The sequence below is a fragment of the Actinomyces oris genome (assembly GCF_006546825.1).
GTDB classification, from domain to species: Bacteria; Actinomycetota; Actinomycetes; order Actinomycetales; family Actinomycetaceae; genus Actinomyces; species Actinomyces oris.
Genome location: NZ_VICC01000005.1, coordinates 124,239 through 141,480, shown reverse-complemented (window position 1 = coordinate 141,480; position 17,242 = coordinate 124,239). Strand labels below are relative to the sequence as shown.

At 69.0% G+C, this 17,242-nt stretch carries 9 protein-coding genes and 1 pseudogene; 6 read left to right on the top strand and 4 right to left on the bottom strand.

Annotated elements, in window-relative coordinates; genetic code table 11:
- Positions 1–4: 4 nt before the first annotated feature.
- The 4 genes and pseudogenes from treS to FK267_RS06865 all read left to right on the top strand — a co-directional run.
- Positions 5–1,909, top strand: a pseudogene (gene treS, locus FK267_RS06880) (maltose alpha-D-glucosyltransferase); the annotation flags it as partial.
- Positions 1,910–1,994: 85 nt separating this feature from the next.
- Entirely contained in the window at positions 1,995–3,626 is a 1,632-nt protein-coding gene (locus FK267_RS06875) for a phosphotransferase (protein WP_141406740.1), read from the top strand.
- Positions 3,627–3,714: 88 nt separating this feature from the next.
- Entirely contained in the window at positions 3,715–5,925 is a 2,211-nt protein-coding gene (glgB, locus tag FK267_RS06870; protein ID WP_141406739.1) for a 1,4-alpha-glucan branching protein GlgB, read from the top strand.
- 1,914 nt (positions 5,926–7,839) lie between these two features.
- A complete protein-coding gene (locus FK267_RS06865) occupies positions 7,840–10,206 on the top strand; it encodes a glycogen/starch/alpha-glucan phosphorylase (RefSeq protein ID WP_141406738.1) in 2,367 nt (788 codons plus the stop codon).
- 101 nt (positions 10,207–10,307) lie between these two features.
- Here the strand turns inward: FK267_RS06865 and FK267_RS06860 are convergent, their stop codons facing one another.
- The 3 genes from FK267_RS06860 to FK267_RS06850 form a co-directional block, all read right to left on the bottom strand.
- Positions 10,308–11,258, bottom strand: a complete 951-nt coding sequence (locus tag FK267_RS06860; RefSeq protein WP_141406737.1) for a tetratricopeptide repeat protein — start codon at positions 11,256–11,258, stop codon at positions 10,308–10,310.
- A gap of 167 nt (positions 11,259–11,425) precedes the next feature.
- Complete coding sequence (locus FK267_RS06855) at positions 11,426–12,475, bottom strand: DUF8094 domain-containing protein (protein WP_141406736.1); 1,050 nt, start codon at positions 12,473–12,475, stop codon at positions 11,426–11,428.
- On the bottom strand, positions 12,472–14,241 hold the full coding sequence (locus FK267_RS06850) for a hypothetical protein (protein ID WP_075377975.1): 1,770 nt from the start codon (positions 14,239–14,241) through the stop codon (positions 12,472–12,474). Before FK267_RS06850 ends, FK267_RS06855 begins: the two co-directional genes overlap by 4 nt.
- Positions 14,242–14,709: 468 nt before the next feature.
- Between FK267_RS06850 and FK267_RS06845 the strand changes: the two genes are divergently transcribed.
- Positions 14,710–16,332: a DivIVA domain-containing protein gene (locus FK267_RS06845; RefSeq protein WP_075377976.1), complete on the top strand. Its 1,623-nt coding sequence runs from the start codon at positions 14,710–14,712 to the stop codon at positions 16,330–16,332.
- Positions 16,333–16,341: 9 nt separating this feature from the next.
- Complete coding sequence (locus FK267_RS06840; RefSeq protein ID WP_141406735.1) at positions 16,342–16,833, top strand: hypothetical protein; 492 nt, start codon at positions 16,342–16,344, stop codon at positions 16,831–16,833.
- Between the two features lie 35 nt (positions 16,834–16,868).
- Here the strand turns inward: FK267_RS06840 and FK267_RS06835 are convergent, their stop codons facing one another.
- On the bottom strand, positions 16,869–17,159 hold the full coding sequence (locus FK267_RS06835) for a hypothetical protein (RefSeq protein WP_003786752.1): 291 nt from the start codon (positions 17,157–17,159) through the stop codon (positions 16,869–16,871).
- Between the last annotated feature and the right edge of the window lie 83 nt (positions 17,160–17,242).

Here is a 17,242-nt window from a genome sequence, read left to right as displayed (position 1 = left end):
TCCGATGAGTGCTGCCCAGCTGCCCCCCGGCAGCGAGGCGCCGGCCGCGGCGCCGGGGGGAGCCTTCGGCCAGCCCGCGGCGGGCGTCCCCGTCGCGGCGCCCGTGGCGGCCCAGATGTCGGCAATCCCCACCCCCAGCGGCGGGATCCCCATGCCGCTGGCGGTGGCCCCACCGATCCCCGGGGTGCCGGCCCTGCCGGCCCAGGCCCGCCCCGGTCTGAGCCCGGACTCCGAGTGGTTCCGCACGGCGGTCTTCTACGAGGCGCTGCTGCGCTCCTTCGCCGACTCCGACGGCGACGGCGTCGGGGACCTGCGCGGGCTCATCTCCCGCCTGGACTACCTGGCGTGGCTGGGCGTGGACTGCGTGTGGATCCCGCCCTTCTACCCCTCGCCCGTGCGCGACGGCGGCTACGACATCTCCGACTACACGGCCATCGACCCGCGCTACGGGACGATGGAGGACTTCCGCGAGCTGGTCCACCAGGCCCACCAGCGCGGGATCCGCATCATCATCGACATGGTCGTCAACCACACCTCGGACGCCCACCCCTGGTTCCAGGCCTCCCGCTCGGACCCCGAGGGCCCATACGGGGACTTCTACGTGTGGGCCGACGACGACTCCGGCTACGACGACGCCCGCATCATCTTCGTGGACACCGAGGAGTCCAACTGGGCCTATGACGTCGAGCGCGGCCAGTTCTACTGGCACCGCTTCTTCTCCCACCAGCCCGACCTCAACTACCGCAACCCGGCGGTCATCGAGGCGATCCACGACGTCATCCGCTTCTGGGCGCGCACCGGGGTGGACGGCTTCCGCCTCGACGCCATCCCCTACCTGACCGAGTCAGAGGGCACCAACTGCGAGAACCTGGCCGGCACCCACGAGATCATCGCCGGGATCCGTCAGATGCTCGACCGGGAGTTCCCCGGGACCATCACGCTGGCCGAGGCCAACCAGTGGCCCGAGGACGTCGTGGAGTACTTCGGCACCGAGGAGGCGCCCGAGTGCACCATGTGCTTCCACTTCCCGGTCATGCCGCGCATCTTCTACGCGCTGCGGCAGGGCTCGGCCGAGGCCATCCGCTGGGTGCTGGAGAAGACCCCCGACATCCCCGCCCACGGGCAGTGGGGGACCTTCCTGCGCAACCACGATGAGCTGACCCTGGAGATGGTCACCGACGCCGAGCGCGACCAGATGTACGCCTGGTACGCCCCCGAGGAGCGCATGCGCGCCAACATCGGAATCCGGCGCCGTCTGGCCCCGCTCCTGGACGCCTCGCGCGCCGAGGTGGAGCTGGCCTACGCCCTGCTCCTGTCCCTGCCGGGCAGTCCCTGCCTCTACTACGGCGACGAGATCGGCATGGGCGAGAACATCTGGCTGGAGGACCGCGACGCCGTGCGCACCCCCATGCAGTGGGACGACTCCCCCAACATGGGCTTCTCCACCGTCGTCGACCCCGGTGCGCTGACCCTGCCGCTCATCCAGGCACCCGGCTACGCGCACCTGACGGTGGCCACCGAGATGGCCCGGCCCGACTCGCTGCTGCACTTCACCCGGCGGATCCTGCACCTGCGCCGCGCCCACCCCGTGCTGGGACGCGGAGGCTTCCTCCTGCGCCCCACCAGCGACGACGCCGTCCTGGCGCACACGCGCTGCGACGACCCCTCGGCGCCGGAGGGGGAGAGCCTCCTGTGCGTCGCCAACCTCTCGGCCACGCCCCGCTCGGTGACGATCGAGGTTCCCGAGCTGGCCGGGCGACGCACCATCGACCTGTTCGGCGGCTGCCCCTTCCCCTCCATCGACGAACACGGCCGCCTCACCCTGACGCTGGGCGCGCGCGGCTATTACTGGCTGTCGGTCGACAGGGACACGCCGGAGAGCGTGGAGAATGCCGAGGGCACGGAGCACTCGGGGGACTCCCAATCCTCCGCGCCCCCGGCCGACACCACCTCTACCCATACCGCCCAGAACCGCCCCACCGAGAGGATGCCTGATGCCCACCGATTCCATCTCCGCAGCCAAGGCAGCACAGAACGCGGCGTCGACCGCGCCCCCGCTGCGCAGCGCCCAGGCCCCGTCGACCTGGCCCAGCGACACCGAGATCCTGGCGGCCCTGGGCCCGTGGATGCTTCAGCGCCGCTGGTTCCCGCTCAAAGGAGACGCCGCCCCGGTGCCGGGCTCCTTGCGCATCATCGCCTCCTGGGAACCCGAGGAGGGCGTGCGCGACCTCGTCATAGCCGCACCGCGGGGCGGCAGCGGGCACGGTGAGCACACCGGGCACAGTGGGCGCGCCCGGAGCGCCGTGCTGCTGCACGTACCGGTGGTCCTGGAGGCCGCCGAGGCACTCGACTCCTTCGCCACCCCCGGTGAGGCCCCCGGCAACCACGGCCTGCTGCTGACCACCACCTCCGACGGGGCGCCCACGCAGGTGGCGCTCGTCGACGGCGCCCACCACCCGGCCTTCTGGCGGGACTGGGCCCTGAGCACGCTGAAGGCGGGCACCGTCCTGGACGAGGCCGGAGCCCTGGCCATCGCCCAGCGGGCGCCGAGGCTGCGGGTGACCACCGGGGAGCAGTCCAACACCTCCGTCATCCTGCCGGCCCCCACCGACCCCGCCGAGGCTCTTGGGGAGCAGGACGCCGCCACCGGCGACCTCATCGTCAAGCTCCTGCGGGTCCTGGAGCACGGGCGCAACCCCGACGTGGAGCTGTCGGTGGCCCTGGCCCGCAGCGGCTGGGACCGGGTGCCCACGCCGGTGGCCTGGTCCACCCTGACCTGGACGCGCATGGGCGGCTGCGGCCAGCCCGCCCTGGAGGAGTCCACCGACTCGGCCGTCGCCTGCAGCTTCGTACCCCGCGCTGATGACGGCTTCGAGCTGTTCTGCTCCCTGGCCTCCACCGACGACGTCGACGGTCCGGTGCGGGCCCGCGCCGTCGACCTGGCCCAGGATCTGGGACGCACGACCGCGCAGATGCACCACCACCTGGCCGCCTCCCTGGGCACGAGCCGGCCGCCGGCACCGGCCGAGCTCGCCGCCGCGCTGAGGAAGCGAGCCAGGTGGGCGCTGGAGGAGGTCCCCGAGCTCTCCGGCCACATCCCCGCCCTGGAGCTCAAGGTGGAGCAGACCCTGGAGCAGCTCGAGGCGCTGGACGCCCTGGAACCGGCCACCCGCATCCACGGCGACTACCACCTGGGACAGGTTCTCCACGAGATCGGCGGCCAGCAGCGCTGGTACGTCCTGGACTTCGAGGGCGAGCCCCTGCGCCCCCTGGCCCAGCGCTCCGATCCTGACCTGCCGGCCCGGGACGTGGCCGGCATGCTGCGCTCCTTCGACTACGCCGCCGCCGTCGGCAAGGCCCCCCACCCCGACTGGCTCCCCACCGTGCGCTCCGCCTTCGAGGAGGGCTACCGCCTGGGGCGCCAGGAGACCGGCTCGCAGGACCCGTCGCCGGCCACGTCCAGCACTGAGGAGCAGGCCGAGGCCTCGTACCAGACGGTCCTGACCTGTCTGGAGCTGGACAAGGCCCTCTACGAGGCCGTCTACGAGGCCCGCAACCGTCCCGACTGGCTGGGCATCCCCCTGGCGGGGATCGAGTCGGTCCTGTCCAAGCACGCGGAGGGCTGAGCACACGACGATCCTCCATTCCCCTCATCCCCATCGGTCCGACGTCCAAAAGCACCCGTTAATCACCAACGCATGGAAGAGTTGCTGTATGAGCGCCAACACACCTGAGAAGGACCTCGCCCCTGTCCCTGTGGACCCCTGGATTCTGGCTGACGTCGCCTACGCGCGCTACCACGACCCGCACGAGGTCCTGGGCGCCCACGTCGGCGAGAACGGAGTCACCATCCGCACCGTCCGTCACCTGGCCGACGACGTCGTCGTCGTCACCAAGGACGGCACCCACCCGGCCACTCATGAGCAGGACGGCGTGTGGGTGGCGGTCCTGCCCGGCCAGGAGATCCCCGACTACCGCATCAAGGTCACCTACGGCGACGAGACCACCACCGTCGACGACCCCTACCGCTACATGCCGACCCTGGGTGAGATGGACACCTACCTCATTTCCGAGGGCCGCCACGAGGAGCTGTGGGAGGTCCTGGGCGCCCACGTCAAGCGCTACGACGGCCCCATGGGTGAGGTCGAGGGAACCGCCTTCGCCGTGTGGGCCCCCAACGCCCGCGCCGTGCGCGTCGTCGGCGACTTCAACTACTGGGACGGCACCGCCACCGCCATGCGCTCCCTGGGCTCATCGGGGGTGTGGGAGCTGTTCGTGCCCGGCGTCGGGGTCGGAACGCGCTACAAGTTCGAGATCTGCTTCGCCGACGGCTCCTGGCACCAGAAGGCCGACCCGATGGCCCGCGCCACCGAGGTCCCGCCGGCCACCGCCTCGGTGGTCACCGACCAGTTCCACCAGTGGGAGGACCAGGAGTGGATGGCCAAGCGCGCCACCACTGACCCCCACAGCGGGCCGATGAGCATCTACGAGGTCCATATCGGCTCGTGGCGCCAGGGACTGGGCTTCCGCGGCCTGGCCGAGGAGCTGGTCCCCTACGTCAAGGAGGCCGGCTTCACCCACGTGGAGTTCCTGCCGGTGGCCGAGCACCCCTTCGGCGGGTCCTGGGGCTACCAGGTCACCAGCTACTACGCGCCCACCTCGCGCTTCGGCACCCCGGACGACTTTCGCTACCTGGTGGACCAGCTCCACCAGGCCGGTATCGGCGTCATCCTGGACTGGGTGCCCGCCCACTTCCCCAAGGACGAATGGGCCCTGGCCCGCTTCGACGGCACTGCGCTCTACGAGGATCCCGACCCGCAGCGCGGTGAGCACCCCGACTGGGGCACCTACGTGTTCAACTTCGGCCGCAACGAGGTGCGCAACTTCCTGGTCGCCAACGCCCTGTACTGGCTCCAGGAGTTCCACGCCGATGGTCTGCGCGTCGACGCCGTGGCCTCCATGCTCTACCTGGACTACTCGCGCCAGGACGGCCAGTGGCACCCCAACCAGTTCGGCGGCCGCGAGCACCTGGAGGCCATCAGCTTCCTGCAGGAGGCCACCGCAACCGCCTACCGGAAGAACCCCGGCATCATCATGGCCGCCGAGGAGTCCACGGCCTGGCCGGGCGTGACCGCCCCCACCGAGTACGGCGGCCTGGGCTTCGGCCTGAAGTGGAACATGGGGTGGATGAACGACACCCTGCGCTACCTGGCCGAGGACCCGGTCAACCGCCGCTATCACCACGGCGAGCTGACCTTCTCCCTCGTCTACGCCTTCTCCGAGCAGTTCATCCTGCCGCTGAGTCATGACGAAGTCGTCCACGGCAAGGGCTCCCTGCTGTCCAAGATGCCCGGAGACCCCTGGCAGGAGCTGGCGGGTCTGCGCGCCCTGTACGCCTATCAGTGGTCCCACCCCGGCAAGCAACTGCTGTTCATGGGCCAGGAGTTCGGTCAGGGGACCGAGTGGAACGCGGACAACTCCCTGGACTGGTGGATCCTGGACGACCCGGGCCACCAGGGCCTGCTCGCCCTGGTCGGCGACCTTAACCGCCTCTACCTCGACTCGCCCGCCCTGTGGTCGGAGGACTTCTCCCACCGAGGATTCGAGTGGATCGAGGCCGGCGACGGCGACCACAATGTCCTGTCCTACCTGCGTAAGGGGACCGACGCCGACGGGCGGGCCGACCTGATGGTCTGCATCATCAACTTCGCCGGCACCCCGCATGAGGGCTACCGGGTGGGCCTGCCCTTCGCCGGGGACTGGGAGGAGGTCCTCAACACCGACTCCGAGGAGTACGGCGGCTCCGGTGTGGGCAACCTGGGCCGGGTCGAGGCCGAGGACCTGCCCTGGAACGGGCGCCCGGCCTCGGTGCGCCTGCGGGTCCCCCCGATGGGAGCGGTCTTCCTGCGTCCGGCTCAGGACTGAGCCGCAACTGGACCTGCACCCGCCGGGCATCGGCGGTTGCACGCAGACCTAGAGCCAGGGGCCGATGGCGCTTCGCGCGCCATCGGCCCCCCTCCCAGCTGTGGCAACGGGAGCGCCCCATATGATGGGCCAGCAGTTTGCTTGATAATTCCTTAAAAACCAGATAATGACATCAGTTTATTCTCAGGGAAGGTCCAGAGAATTATCCCGATTTACTCCGTTATATTCATGTATAACAATAAATGTTCGACATGCACGGCCTCAGTCTGACTGACGCCAGTTTATTTTCGTGCGCAGCAGCACCAATCGGGGCTCCCTGCAACAACGAAGCAGCATCAAGACTCATGGCACAGCAGCAACCCCATCGCATATCGAACAATATTCGCCCACACTGAGTATCTTACGATCGATTCCTCTTGGGTCGGAAGGACAACAGCCGAGAATCAACGATGACAGGGAAGGCAAGACCCATGAAACCAGGACGACTCCTCGTGACACTCGCCGCAACCGTCACGCTATCCATTTCAACCGCAGGCGCCGCTGTTGCATCCCCGCCAGACTCGCCCCCATCAAGTTCGCAGGCACGATCCAGTACACTCACCACTGGGTGCGCCGCAGAACAACAGGGGAAAAAAACTGCGACTGTTCGCAACGAAACAGATCCATCTGTCGCCAGCAGAGCGAAGTTGCAGGCCGAACAGGCCCTTGACTCTGGAACCGCCAACATCCACACCTCACGAGAAGCAGTGGATACCGACAACGCAACTGTTCTTCGTGTCACCACAGAAGACAAAACTTACAGTGCCGTAACCTTCCCCCTCAAAGGAAACGGATTGAGCTTGACGAGCAACACAACCATCGTCTTGTCCCCAGATGGCGCACCAGCCACTTACTCCGAGACCCACCTCACCCACAATGCCGCAAATCATTTCCAAATGACATCATACACGGACGGGAAACTAGTCAAGGATTCTGACACGGGTCATGAATTCGTCGGGGACGATGTCCTGCAGCAACAACTCGACGAAACTCGAGCCGCCATCGCGAAGCAAAAATCCGCCCCCGACCAAGCTGTGCCCGTAGGCGCGGGAGCTGTCGCCGCATGCCTGGGCACCGTCCTCGGAATCGGAGGAGGTGCCGCCTGGGCGATCACGTCATTATGCGGGGGCTCATGCGCTGGCGCTGCAACCGGCGTCGGAGCAGCCATATGCGCCGCATGCATCGGCGGCATCGCAACTCTTGGGGCAGGAGCAATCTCAGGCGCCGTGACATGCTTTGGGTACCTGTAATGTCCCAGAGCACATCTCCCTCGCCGCACGGACGGAATGCTCAGCTGGCTTTCGCGATATCAGTTCTGTGCTTCAGTGCCACCGCCACGATCGCCGTACTCAGCGTACCATTCAGCATAAACTTGTACGGCGTGAAGGGATTATGGATGCCGACACTGCTCCTCATTCCGATGACGCTTCAGGGATTGTCTTTATTTTTCCTCAAGCGCGTCGCGAGCACAGCGATCACTGATTGAATCCACAAACGGCACACAACAGTTCATCCGCCCCTCAAGAGGTGTGCGATGAGAGCAGCCTGGGGCCCTCGATGCATCGAGGGCCCCAGTACTGACCAGCGTGGCCCCACTCCGACCAACCCGCGGCGTAACGAAGCGCATGCCCTGCAACCAACCATCTCCTGCACCCGGAAACCCGCATGACGGATCTGCGGCATTCGTCCTACGCGTATCGCAGGCCGAGCCGGTAGTCTGGGTGCGTCTCGCACAGGCGCGTGGCCCTCCCCTGCCCTGTGCAGCCCAGCGCGGCCCATGGCAGCCCGGCGGGCCCGAGTCCAGGCGATGCACGTTGCCCAGCCCACTGCACGTAGACGCAGTCGGCGACCATGAAGCCTGACAAGGGAAGAAGAATGACACAGAACCTGGTCACAAGCGCCCCCGCGCAGGTGCGCGCCGTATCCGGTCGACCCGAGACCGCAGCCACCCTCATGGAGTTCTGGCAGGGCCTGTCCGCCGCCGTCGTCGACACCATCGCGGACGACTGGTACGCCACCGAGCAGAAGTACAACGCCGGGCGCCAGGAGCACTACTTCTCCGCCGAGTTCCTCATGGGTCGCGCCTTGCTCAACAACCTCTCCAACCTGGGGATGGTCGATGAGGCGCGCGAGGCCGTCGGCTCCTTCGGCGTCAGCCTCAGCGACGTCCTGGAGCAGGAGCCCGACGCCGCCCTGGGCAACGGTGGTCTGGGCCGCCTGGCCGCCTGCTTCCTCGACTCCTGCGCCACCCTCGACCTGCCGGTCAACGGCTTCGGCATCCTCTACCGCTACGGGCTGTTCAAGCAGCTCTTCGAGGACGGCTTCCAGACCGAGCACCCCGACCCCTGGATGGAGGAGGGCTACCCCTTCGTCATCCGCCACGAGGAGGCCCAGCGCCTGGTCCGCTACCAGGACATGACCGTGCGCGCCATCCCCTACGACATGCCCATCACCGGCTACGGCACCAAGAACGTGGGGACCCTGCGCCTGTGGAAGGCCGAGCCGCTCGAGGAGTTCGACTACGACGCCTTCAACTCCCAGCGATTCACCGAGGCCATCGTCGAGCGCGAGCGCACCTCGGACATCTCCCGTGTCCTCTACCCCAACGACACCACCTACGAGGGCAAGGTCCTGCGGGTGCGCCAGCAGTACTTCTTCTGCTCGGCCTCCCTCCAGCAGATCGTTGAGAACTACGTCAGCCACCACGGTGAGGACCTGACCGGCTTCGCCGACTACAACGCCATCCAGCTCAACGACACCCACCCGGTGCTCGCCATCCCCGAGCTGATGCGCATCCTCCTGGACGAGCACCGTCTGGGCTGGGAGGAGGCCTGGGAGGTGGTCACCAAGACCTTCGCCTACACCAACCACACGGTGCTGGCCGAGGCGCTGGAGACCTGGGAGATCTCCATCTTCGACCGCCTCTTCCCGCGCATCACCGAGATCGTCCGCGAGATCGACCGCCGCTTCCGCCTGGAGATGGCCGAGCGCGGCCTGGAGCAGGGCACCATCGACTACATGGCCCCCATCTCCGGCGACAAGGTGCACATGGCCTGGATCGCCTGCTACGCCTCCTACTCCATCAACGGCGTCGCCGCGCTGCACACCGAGATCATCAAGCGCGAGACCCTGGGCGAATGGCACGCCATCTGGCCCGAGCGCTTCAACAACAAGACCAACGGCGTCACCCCCCGCCGCTGGCTGCGCCAGTGCAACCCGCGCCTGTCGGCGCTCCTGGACGAGGTCACCGGCTCGGACACCTGGGTCAAGGACCTCTCCGTCCTGGCCGAGCACACCGACTCCGTGGACGAGTCCGTCTACGACCGTCTGGCGGAGATCAAGCACGCCAACAAGGTGGACTTCGCCGCCTGGATCGCCCAGCGCGAGGGGATCGAGATCGACCCGGAGGCCATCTTCGACGTCCAGATCAAGCGCCTCCACGAGTACAAGCGCCAGCTGCTCAACGCCATCTACATCCTAGACCTGTACTTCCGCATGAAGCAGGACCCGAGCCTGCAGGTCCCCAAGCGGGTCTTCATCTTCGGGGCAAAGGCCGCTCCCGGGTACATCCGGGCCAAGGGCGTCATCAAGCTCATCAACACCATCGCCGAGCTGGTCAACAACGACCCCGTGGTCTCCAAGACCATCAAGGTCGTCTTCGTCCACAACTACAACGTCTCCCCGGCCGAGCACATCATCCCGGCCGCCGACGTCTCCGAGCAGATCTCGATGGCCGGTAAGGAGGCCTCGGGAACCTCCAACATGAAGTTCATGATGAACGGCGCCCTGACCCTGGGCACGCTCGACGGCGCCAACGTGGAGATCCTGGAGGCGGTCGGCGACGACAACGCCTACATCTTCGGCGCCACCGAGGACGAGCTGCCCTCCCTGCGTGAGAGCTACGACCCCGTGTGGCACTACGAGAACGTCCCCGGTCTCAAGCGCGTCCTGGACGCCTTCACCGACGGCACCCTCGACGACAACGGCTCGGGCTGGTTCGCCGACCTGCGCCGCAGCCTGCTCGAGGCCTCCTACGAGCCGGCCGACGTCTACTACGTCCTGGGCGACTTCGCCTCCTACCGCGAGACCAAGGACGCCATGGCGGCCGACTACGCCGACGCCCGCGCCTGGCAGCGCAAGGCCTGGGTGAACATCACCCGCTCGGGCCGCTTCTCCTCCGACCGCACCATCAGCGACTACGCCCGCGAGGTCTGGAAGATCGACCCCGAGCCCATCGCCTGATCGTCACGGCATGAGCGAGCGCCCCTCACCGGTTGCGGTGAGGGGCGCTCGCTTATGCGCTGGGTGAGCCGAGAACGCCCGGCAGGGCTGTTCGTCGTGGCTCAGTAGAGCATGGTGGCCAGGCGGCGGCGGGCCTGGGCGACCTCTGGGGAGGTGGAGCCGATGACCTCGAAGAGCTCGAGCAGCCGCAGCCGGGCCTCCTCCCGTTCCTCCCCCGCGTGGGTGCGCACGGCCTCCAGCGCCCGGCCGAGCGCGGCGTTGACATCCCCCAGGGCCAGGGCGGCGTCGGCACCGGCCAGAGCGGCGGCCAGATCCGTGGGCGCGGCGTCGGCCGCCGCAAGGAGCTCGTGAGGGTCCTGGCCGTCCAGGCGGGCCATGAGACGCACCTGGTTGCGGGCCACCTTGAGGTCGTCGTCGCCCGGGTTCTGGGCGATGGCGTGGGTGTAGACCTCCTCGGCGGCGGCGAAGTCCCCGGCCTCAATGGCCTCGCGGGCGGCCCGCTCGACCTCGGTCTCCTCAGGCTCGGCCTCAGCAGTGCCGGCGCCGGCTGCGCCGTCGACGGAGATGGTGCCGTTGACACCGTTGGCGGCCGCCACCTCCAGCAGCTGGTCGATGACGGAGCGCAGCTGCTCCTGGGGCACCGCCCCCTGGAACATCGGCACCGGCTGGCCCGCGATGAGCGCCACCACCGTGGGGACGGCCTGAGCCTGGAGGGCCTGGGCGACCTCCGGGGCCGTATCCACGTTGACGCGCGCCAGCTGGAAACGGCCGGAGTACTGATCGGCGAGCTCCTCCAGGACCGCGGCGAGGTCGGCACTGGCCTGGCTGCGCGGGCTGTGCAGGACGACGATGACAGGCACCTGGGTGGAGACCTCGGCGACGTCACGCAGGGTGGAGGCGTCGACGTCGACCACGAGCGGCACCGGCAGACCAGAACCGGCAGCTCCAGTAGGGCGGTCCCCGGTGGCGGGGCTCGGGGTAGCGCCTGAAGAGCCGGCCGGCTTGGTAGCGGGGGCGAGACTGGACAGGTCGACGGCGCCGAACATGCTCATAGCAGCTCTGCCTTCCTCGGGCCGCGGCCCGATTGCTTCATGGATCTGGGTCTTTCGGTGTTCGTGAGCGCCGGCGCGGTTGGCAGGCCTCACGCTGCGCACCGGCCTGGGCGCGCCAGCGGCCCGACTCCGAGCAGTCACGGAGCCGGGCCGGGGACCGGAGGCGGTCAGGACGGCTTGGCCGACGCCGACGCCGTGGGGGCCGGCGTCTTGGAGTCGTCCCGGTCCACCTTCATCAGCGCCGTCTCGGCGCCCAGAACAGTCACCTTCCCGCCGCTTCCCTCCTTGGGGATGGAGAAGGCAACCATGGAGTCGTAGGTGGCGGTCACGGTACCGACGATCTTCTGGTTGCCACCCATGTGGGCGGCAATGTCACCCTGCAGGGTGAGGTCGGAGCCGTCAACGGTGCGCTTGTAGACCACTGTGAAGGTCAGGGTGGTGAAGACCAGCGCCCCGCCGTCCCCCTCCTCCAGCTGCAGGCCCTGGAACCCGTCCTGTCCGGGGACCGCCGTCACGGTGACCTCACCCAAGTTGCTCAGGTCGGTCTTTCGGGCGTCCTGGACCTTCTGACGCAGGCTGTCGTCGGGGAAGGCCTTGCCGTTCTCGCCGTCGGGGTGGTTGAGCGCATCGACGTAGGAGTCGAGGACCGCCTTGGGGGTGGCGACCAGCCCGGTGGACTCGGCCGTCACCTGCTTGGCGTGCTGGGCCGACTGCTTGGTCAGCACGGGAATGCTCGCCTGCGCGGCGAAACCCTGCACCCAGGCCCACACCTTGAACTGGTCCCGGGCCGAGCCCTGCTCCAGGGAGATGATCGAGACGCTCTTGTCGCTCTCCGAGGCGACGGCTGCGTTGCGGGGGAAGCCGACGGTCTGCCCCACTCCCCCGCCCTGGATCTTGGTGTTCATGGCGTGGATGACGGAGGCATTCCCGCTGGCGGAGGCGGTGGCGTACTCGGCGGCACGGATCCGCGCCGCCGGACCGGACATGACCTCCTTGAGCTTGTCCGCGTTCTTCTCCTTGTCCGCCGCAGCCAGACCGGTCTGGACGCGCTGGAGGATCTCCTCGAGCTGCTTGTCGTTGAGGACGGGCTCGGCGATCGGCGTGCCGGAGGCCACGGTCTCAGCAGTCTTGGGCTGAGACCGCGAGCAGGCGGCCAGGCTCAGGGCGATGGCGGAGGCACCGCCTGCGCTCAGAAAGGCTCGACGGGTGGACATCATGCGCGCTCCTGGTTGTCGGGGTCCGCGGTGGGGTCTGGCTCACTGAGGGGCTCGGCGTCAACGGCCTGGATGACGGCGGGGTCGGCCTGGGGAGGCAGCTCGACGCCGTCGGAGTAGGAGGGCCAGGACACGGTGGTCGACGTCGCAGAGGAGTCCCCGAAACCGCTCGGGGAGAAGGTGGGCCCGTGCGCCGGCTCGACCTCCTGCTCACTCCAGCTCAGGGAGGCGTCGCTCACCTCCGGCTGGGCGAGTTCGGTCGGCATCTGGAGGCCGGGGTCCTGCGGCGGGACCGAGGAGGCCGCGTCCTGGAACTCGGCGGTGTCGGTCTCGAAGGACCGCGCATCGCTGCCGCTCGCCACGTGGCTGGTGTGGTGCTCCGGCGGCGCGAAGCGGGAGTGGTCCGGGGCGCCTGTGGGCTGGTCAGCAACCGGGTCCACGCCCACGGCCATGTGGCCTGCGCCGGCGGCACCGCCGGCGACATCACTGAGAGCCGGGGGGTTGGAGTAGGCCGACGAGTCGGGGACGTTGGTGGCATCCGAGGTGATAGTGAGCGCCTCGCCGGCCTGGAGGCCCTCCGGCTCCCGGGCGGCCCGGTACTGCTGGGTGGCGGCCTCGTCAAGACCGGGGACGACCGACGCGCCTCGGGCAAGCCCGGCAACCGCATGGTCGCCTTGCCCGCCGTGGCCCTCACCGTAGGCGGCGGCTCCGTCACCGAACCCGCTTCCGGGGACCTCACTGAGCCCGGCGGCGGGGCCGTAGTCGTAGCCCTCGGCGGGGACGGCCTCAGGCATCTGGGAGGCGGCGGGCGCCTCAACGCCGCCGAGGTAGACACGCCCGGTACGCGGGTCGGTCCAGGGCTCGCCCGAGGCCTCGGCGCGCTCCTTGTCCCGCAGCTCTCGCCGGGTCAGCCGTCGGTCGGGATCGTCCACCTGGGGGATGCCCTCGGTGGAGACCGAGTCGGCGTTGGCGATACGGGCCGCCCGCTCGGCCGAACGGGTACGCCGATCGACATTGGCGCGGCGCAGCTGGAGGTCGATGAAGAACAGGAAGGCCCCTACGAGTACGAAGACGCTGCCCAGAACCAGTCCCCCGTAGAAGTACCAGGGGGTCTCCACCTGGCGCTTCCAGCTGACGGTCAGACCGGGAGCCGAGGCCTTGCCGTCGGTCATGGCCATGACGACGATCTGCTCGTCGAGGTTCTTGTGGGGCAGCATGGCGCGGTCGGCGTCCTTGCCGGTGTCGAAGGTGACTGACGAGCCGCCGGTCTTCTCCCCCAGCCAGATGTCGGAGCCCGAGGCGGTCACGCCCTTGGCCTTGCGCTCCGAGCACTTCGAGCCGCCGGCCTGTGCGGAGGCGGAGGGCTGAGCGGAGGGCGCCGCAGAAGGAGCGGGAGCGGCGTTGGCCGGCGGGCAGTACTGGGTCTCGTCCTTGGAGGCCAGGGTCCCGGCGTCGGCGTCGATGCTGGTGATCGCCGTGTAGGGCAGCGCATTGTCGGCGTCGGGGCTCATCCAGGCGTCGAGATCGGCCGCCCTGGCCACGAAGAGGTGGACGTCCTTGCCGTCGGAGGAGCTCGCCGTCACGGTGACGTCGGACTCCGCACCACTGAGAACCCCGGGGGCTGTGATGACGTAGGGCTGAGAAGGGCCGGAGGCGAGCTTCGCCTCGACCTTGGAGCCGGGTTTCCAGATGGTGGCCGAGCAAACGGCCAGGGCGACGAGGACCAGCCCGAGGACGGTCACCACCACGCTCAAGATACGTCGACTCACGACGCGGATCTCCTATGCTCGCGGACACGGTATGGACGACGGCCGGCTCCGTGGAGCCGGGTATCGCTGCGAGCGCTCACCGTGCGCCCGCCTAGGGACCAGAATCGCATGACGGACCCTGCGACCGCACCGACCTCGGCCCAAGATCACAACCTGGCACGCGCTGAGCGAAGCGATATCTCCCGGAATTCCGCCAGCAGAAAGGGTCTCGCCGGCCCCGCGAGCAGCACGATGGTCTCGAAGTGGACACGGAGGAAGACGCGGAGAATCGCGCACGCGAGATCGGAAGTCTCCGGAGAACCCACCAGCGCCTCCATCCGTCACCCCTCCCGGGCGGTCGGGAGCCCCACCACCCCAGACCTTCTGTGCGCATGGTCACACTTTCGTGGTGACCGTCCCGATCACACCCAATCGTTAGGCTTGCCCTGGTGGTGAGCGTCCCCGGCTCGCCAGGAGGAGGAACCCGACGTGGCTGAGGAATACAGCGAGTTTGCCATCACGATGCGCGGCTATGATCGCGCTCAGGTCGACCGGAAGCTGGAGCAGCTCTCGCGCCAGCTGGCCGATGCCCGTCGTGAGGTGGCCAGCCTCGACCAGCGCGCCATGACGCTGGCCGGCGAGCTGGCCGACGCCCAGCGCCGGCTGCGGGAGTCCGACAAGCCGACCTACGCCGGCCTGGGCTCACGGATCGAGCAGCTGCTGCGCAGCGCCGAGGAGCAGAGCGCCTCCGTCCTGTCCAAGGCCAACGCCGAGGCCGACGCCCTGCTGACCCGGACCCGGACCAACGCCAAGAACCTCTCCGAGCGCAGCGCCTCGGAGGCGGCGACCCTGCTGGCCGACGCCCGCCGAGAGGCCAGCGAGCTGCGCTCCCGCTCCCAGGGGGAGGCCTCGACCGCCCTGGCCAACGCCGAGGCCCGCGCCCAGGAGCTGGTCTCCTCCGCCTCGCGCAAGGCCGCCCAGATCTCCGCCGACGCCGAGGCGGCCGTCACCGAGATGCGCGCCAGCGCTGAGCGTGAGGCCGCACTGGTCCTGTCCCAGGCACGTAAGCAGGCCGCCGAGATCGCCATCACCTCCGAGCGCGACGCCACCGCCAACCGAGAGGCGGCCGCGGCCGAGGCCGACGAGCTGCACAAGACCTCCACGGCGAAGGCCGAGGAGATCCTCTCGGCCGCCAAGCAGGAGGCCGAACTGACCGTCGGCAAGGCCAAGCGCGAGGCCGAGGAGATCCTCACCTCGGCGCGCAACGAGTCCGAGACACTGCGTCGCTCGGCCACCGACGAGGCCGCCGCGGCCCGCTCCGAGGCCACCGAGCTGCGCCAGCAGGCCACCCTGGAGATCGCTGCGGCGCACGAGCAGGCCGCCCAGGAGGACTCCGACGCCCACGAGGCCACCCGCGAGCGCATCCGGGAGATGCAGGAGCAGGCCCAGGTCCAGGCCCAGGAGGCCGAGGAGCGCCTGCAGGAGGCGCTGTCCCGGGCCGAGGAGGTCCGCGCCCGCACCGACGCCGAGGCCCGCAAGCGCCAGGAGGAGGCCGTCAGCCAGGCGGAGGAGACTCTGGCACAGGCCCGTCTCGAGGCCGAGCAGATCATCAGCGACGCCCGCGCCGACGCCGACGTCACCGCCCAGGTGGCCGCCCGCCAGCTCCAGGAGCTCGAGCGCCAGCGCGACTCAGTCGCCGCCTACCTCACCGAGATGCGCGGTGTTCTGGGTGGTGCACTGCCCCAGGCCCCCTCCTTCAGCGACCACGTCGCAGCCCTGCCTCAGGAGCCGAGTCCGGCCGCGGCGCCGGAGCAGACCTCCGCACAGTCGGCCGAGCCGGCGGCCTCCAGCAGCGCAGGCAGTCCGCGCTCGGCCGGCTCCGGCAGTGCCTCCTCAGCGCCGTCGGCCACCTCGGCGGCCCCTGCGCCGGCCGGCAACAAGGCGGCTGCAGCCTCCGGTGGTGGCCAGCAGGCGGGCGCGCAGTCGGCCCCGAAGAACGCCCAGAAGGGCGGCACTGGTCGCATCGAGCACGTCCCGGCCCCCGGCAAGAGTTCCGGCGCCTCCGGCAACTCCACCAACCGCAACCCCCGCCAGGGCAAAGGACGTCGCTGAGACACCGACGTGACTGCCGACGACGCCGCCCGGTTCGAGACCGAGTCGACCAGCACCCGTGGTCCTGGTGACTGCAACTGGGCGGCGTCGCGTCGTCGTGCGGCCACACAGCGGGCCCGCATGCTTCAGGAGCGCCAGGAGGCCGAGCACGCCCGGGCCGCCTGCATCGTTGGGCTCTTCCTCGAGGTCGCCCGCAAGGAGGACCTCAAGGATGTTCCTCTGCGGGTGCGTGGCTACGCGGGAGGCAGCGCCCGCACCCCGCTGCGCGGCTGGTACCTGAGGGCCGACGAGACGGTCGGCATCGACACGCAGGGGCGCTACTACGTCCTGTCGATGCCGCTGAGCCTGGCGCAGCGCCTGCGCGGGGTCAGGCCCGAGAGCCAGCCAGTGCCGATGACCATCGGTGAGGGCGGACGCGACGGCGATATCGTGCCGCTGCGCTTCGCGCTGGACCGCCTGCTGCCGGGCTGGGAGGAGCGCTCCCCCGAGCCGCTCGTGTGACTCTCAGCCCCGCTGCCTCGCGTCGGCGTCGGGTTCTACCAGAGGCGGCGCTCCCAGCATGAGGTGTGCCAGTGACGGCGCTCCTCAAGGCCCCGGTCCGCCCCGAAGAGGGACTCGTTGCTCCAGGCCACCACGTGCGCGGTGCCGGCCGGGATGACGCGGTGGCAACCGGGACAGGTGTAGGGCTTGTCACCGCCGCGCAGGTGTCGCACGGTGAAGTCGGCGCCGCCGGGGCCGGTCTGGGTTCGCGGCACGGAGGCGAGACGGTCCATGCTCAAGGGGATGTGCCCCTGCCCGTAGGGGCGCTTGGATCTGCGACGTGCCATGCCCCGATCACATCACATCCGGCTGCCGTCCCCAAGCCGAGGGCGGCAGCCGGATGTGAGAGCAGGCCGAGAGCAAACGAGGC

Coding starts and splice junctions, on each gene's coding strand:
- FK267_RS06875 (WP_141406740.1), top strand. CDS start 1,995: ATGCCCACCGATTCCATCTCCGCAGCCAAGGCAGCACAGAACGCGGCG.
- glgB (WP_141406739.1), top strand. CDS start 3,715: ATGAGCGCCAACACACCTGAGAAGGACCTCGCCCCTGTCCCTGTGGAC.
- FK267_RS06865 (WP_141406738.1), top strand. CDS start 7,840: ATGACACAGAACCTGGTCACAAGCGCCCCCGCGCAGGTGCGCGCCGTA.
- FK267_RS06860 (WP_141406737.1), bottom strand. CDS start 11,258: ATGAGCATGTTCGGCGCCGTCGACCTGTCCAGTCTCGCCCCCGCTACC.
- FK267_RS06855 (WP_141406736.1), bottom strand. CDS start 12,475: ATGATGTCCACCCGTCGAGCCTTTCTGAGCGCAGGCGGTGCCTCCGCC.
- FK267_RS06835 (WP_003786752.1), bottom strand. CDS start 17,159: ATGGCACGTCGCAGATCCAAGCGCCCCTACGGGCAGGGGCACATCCCC.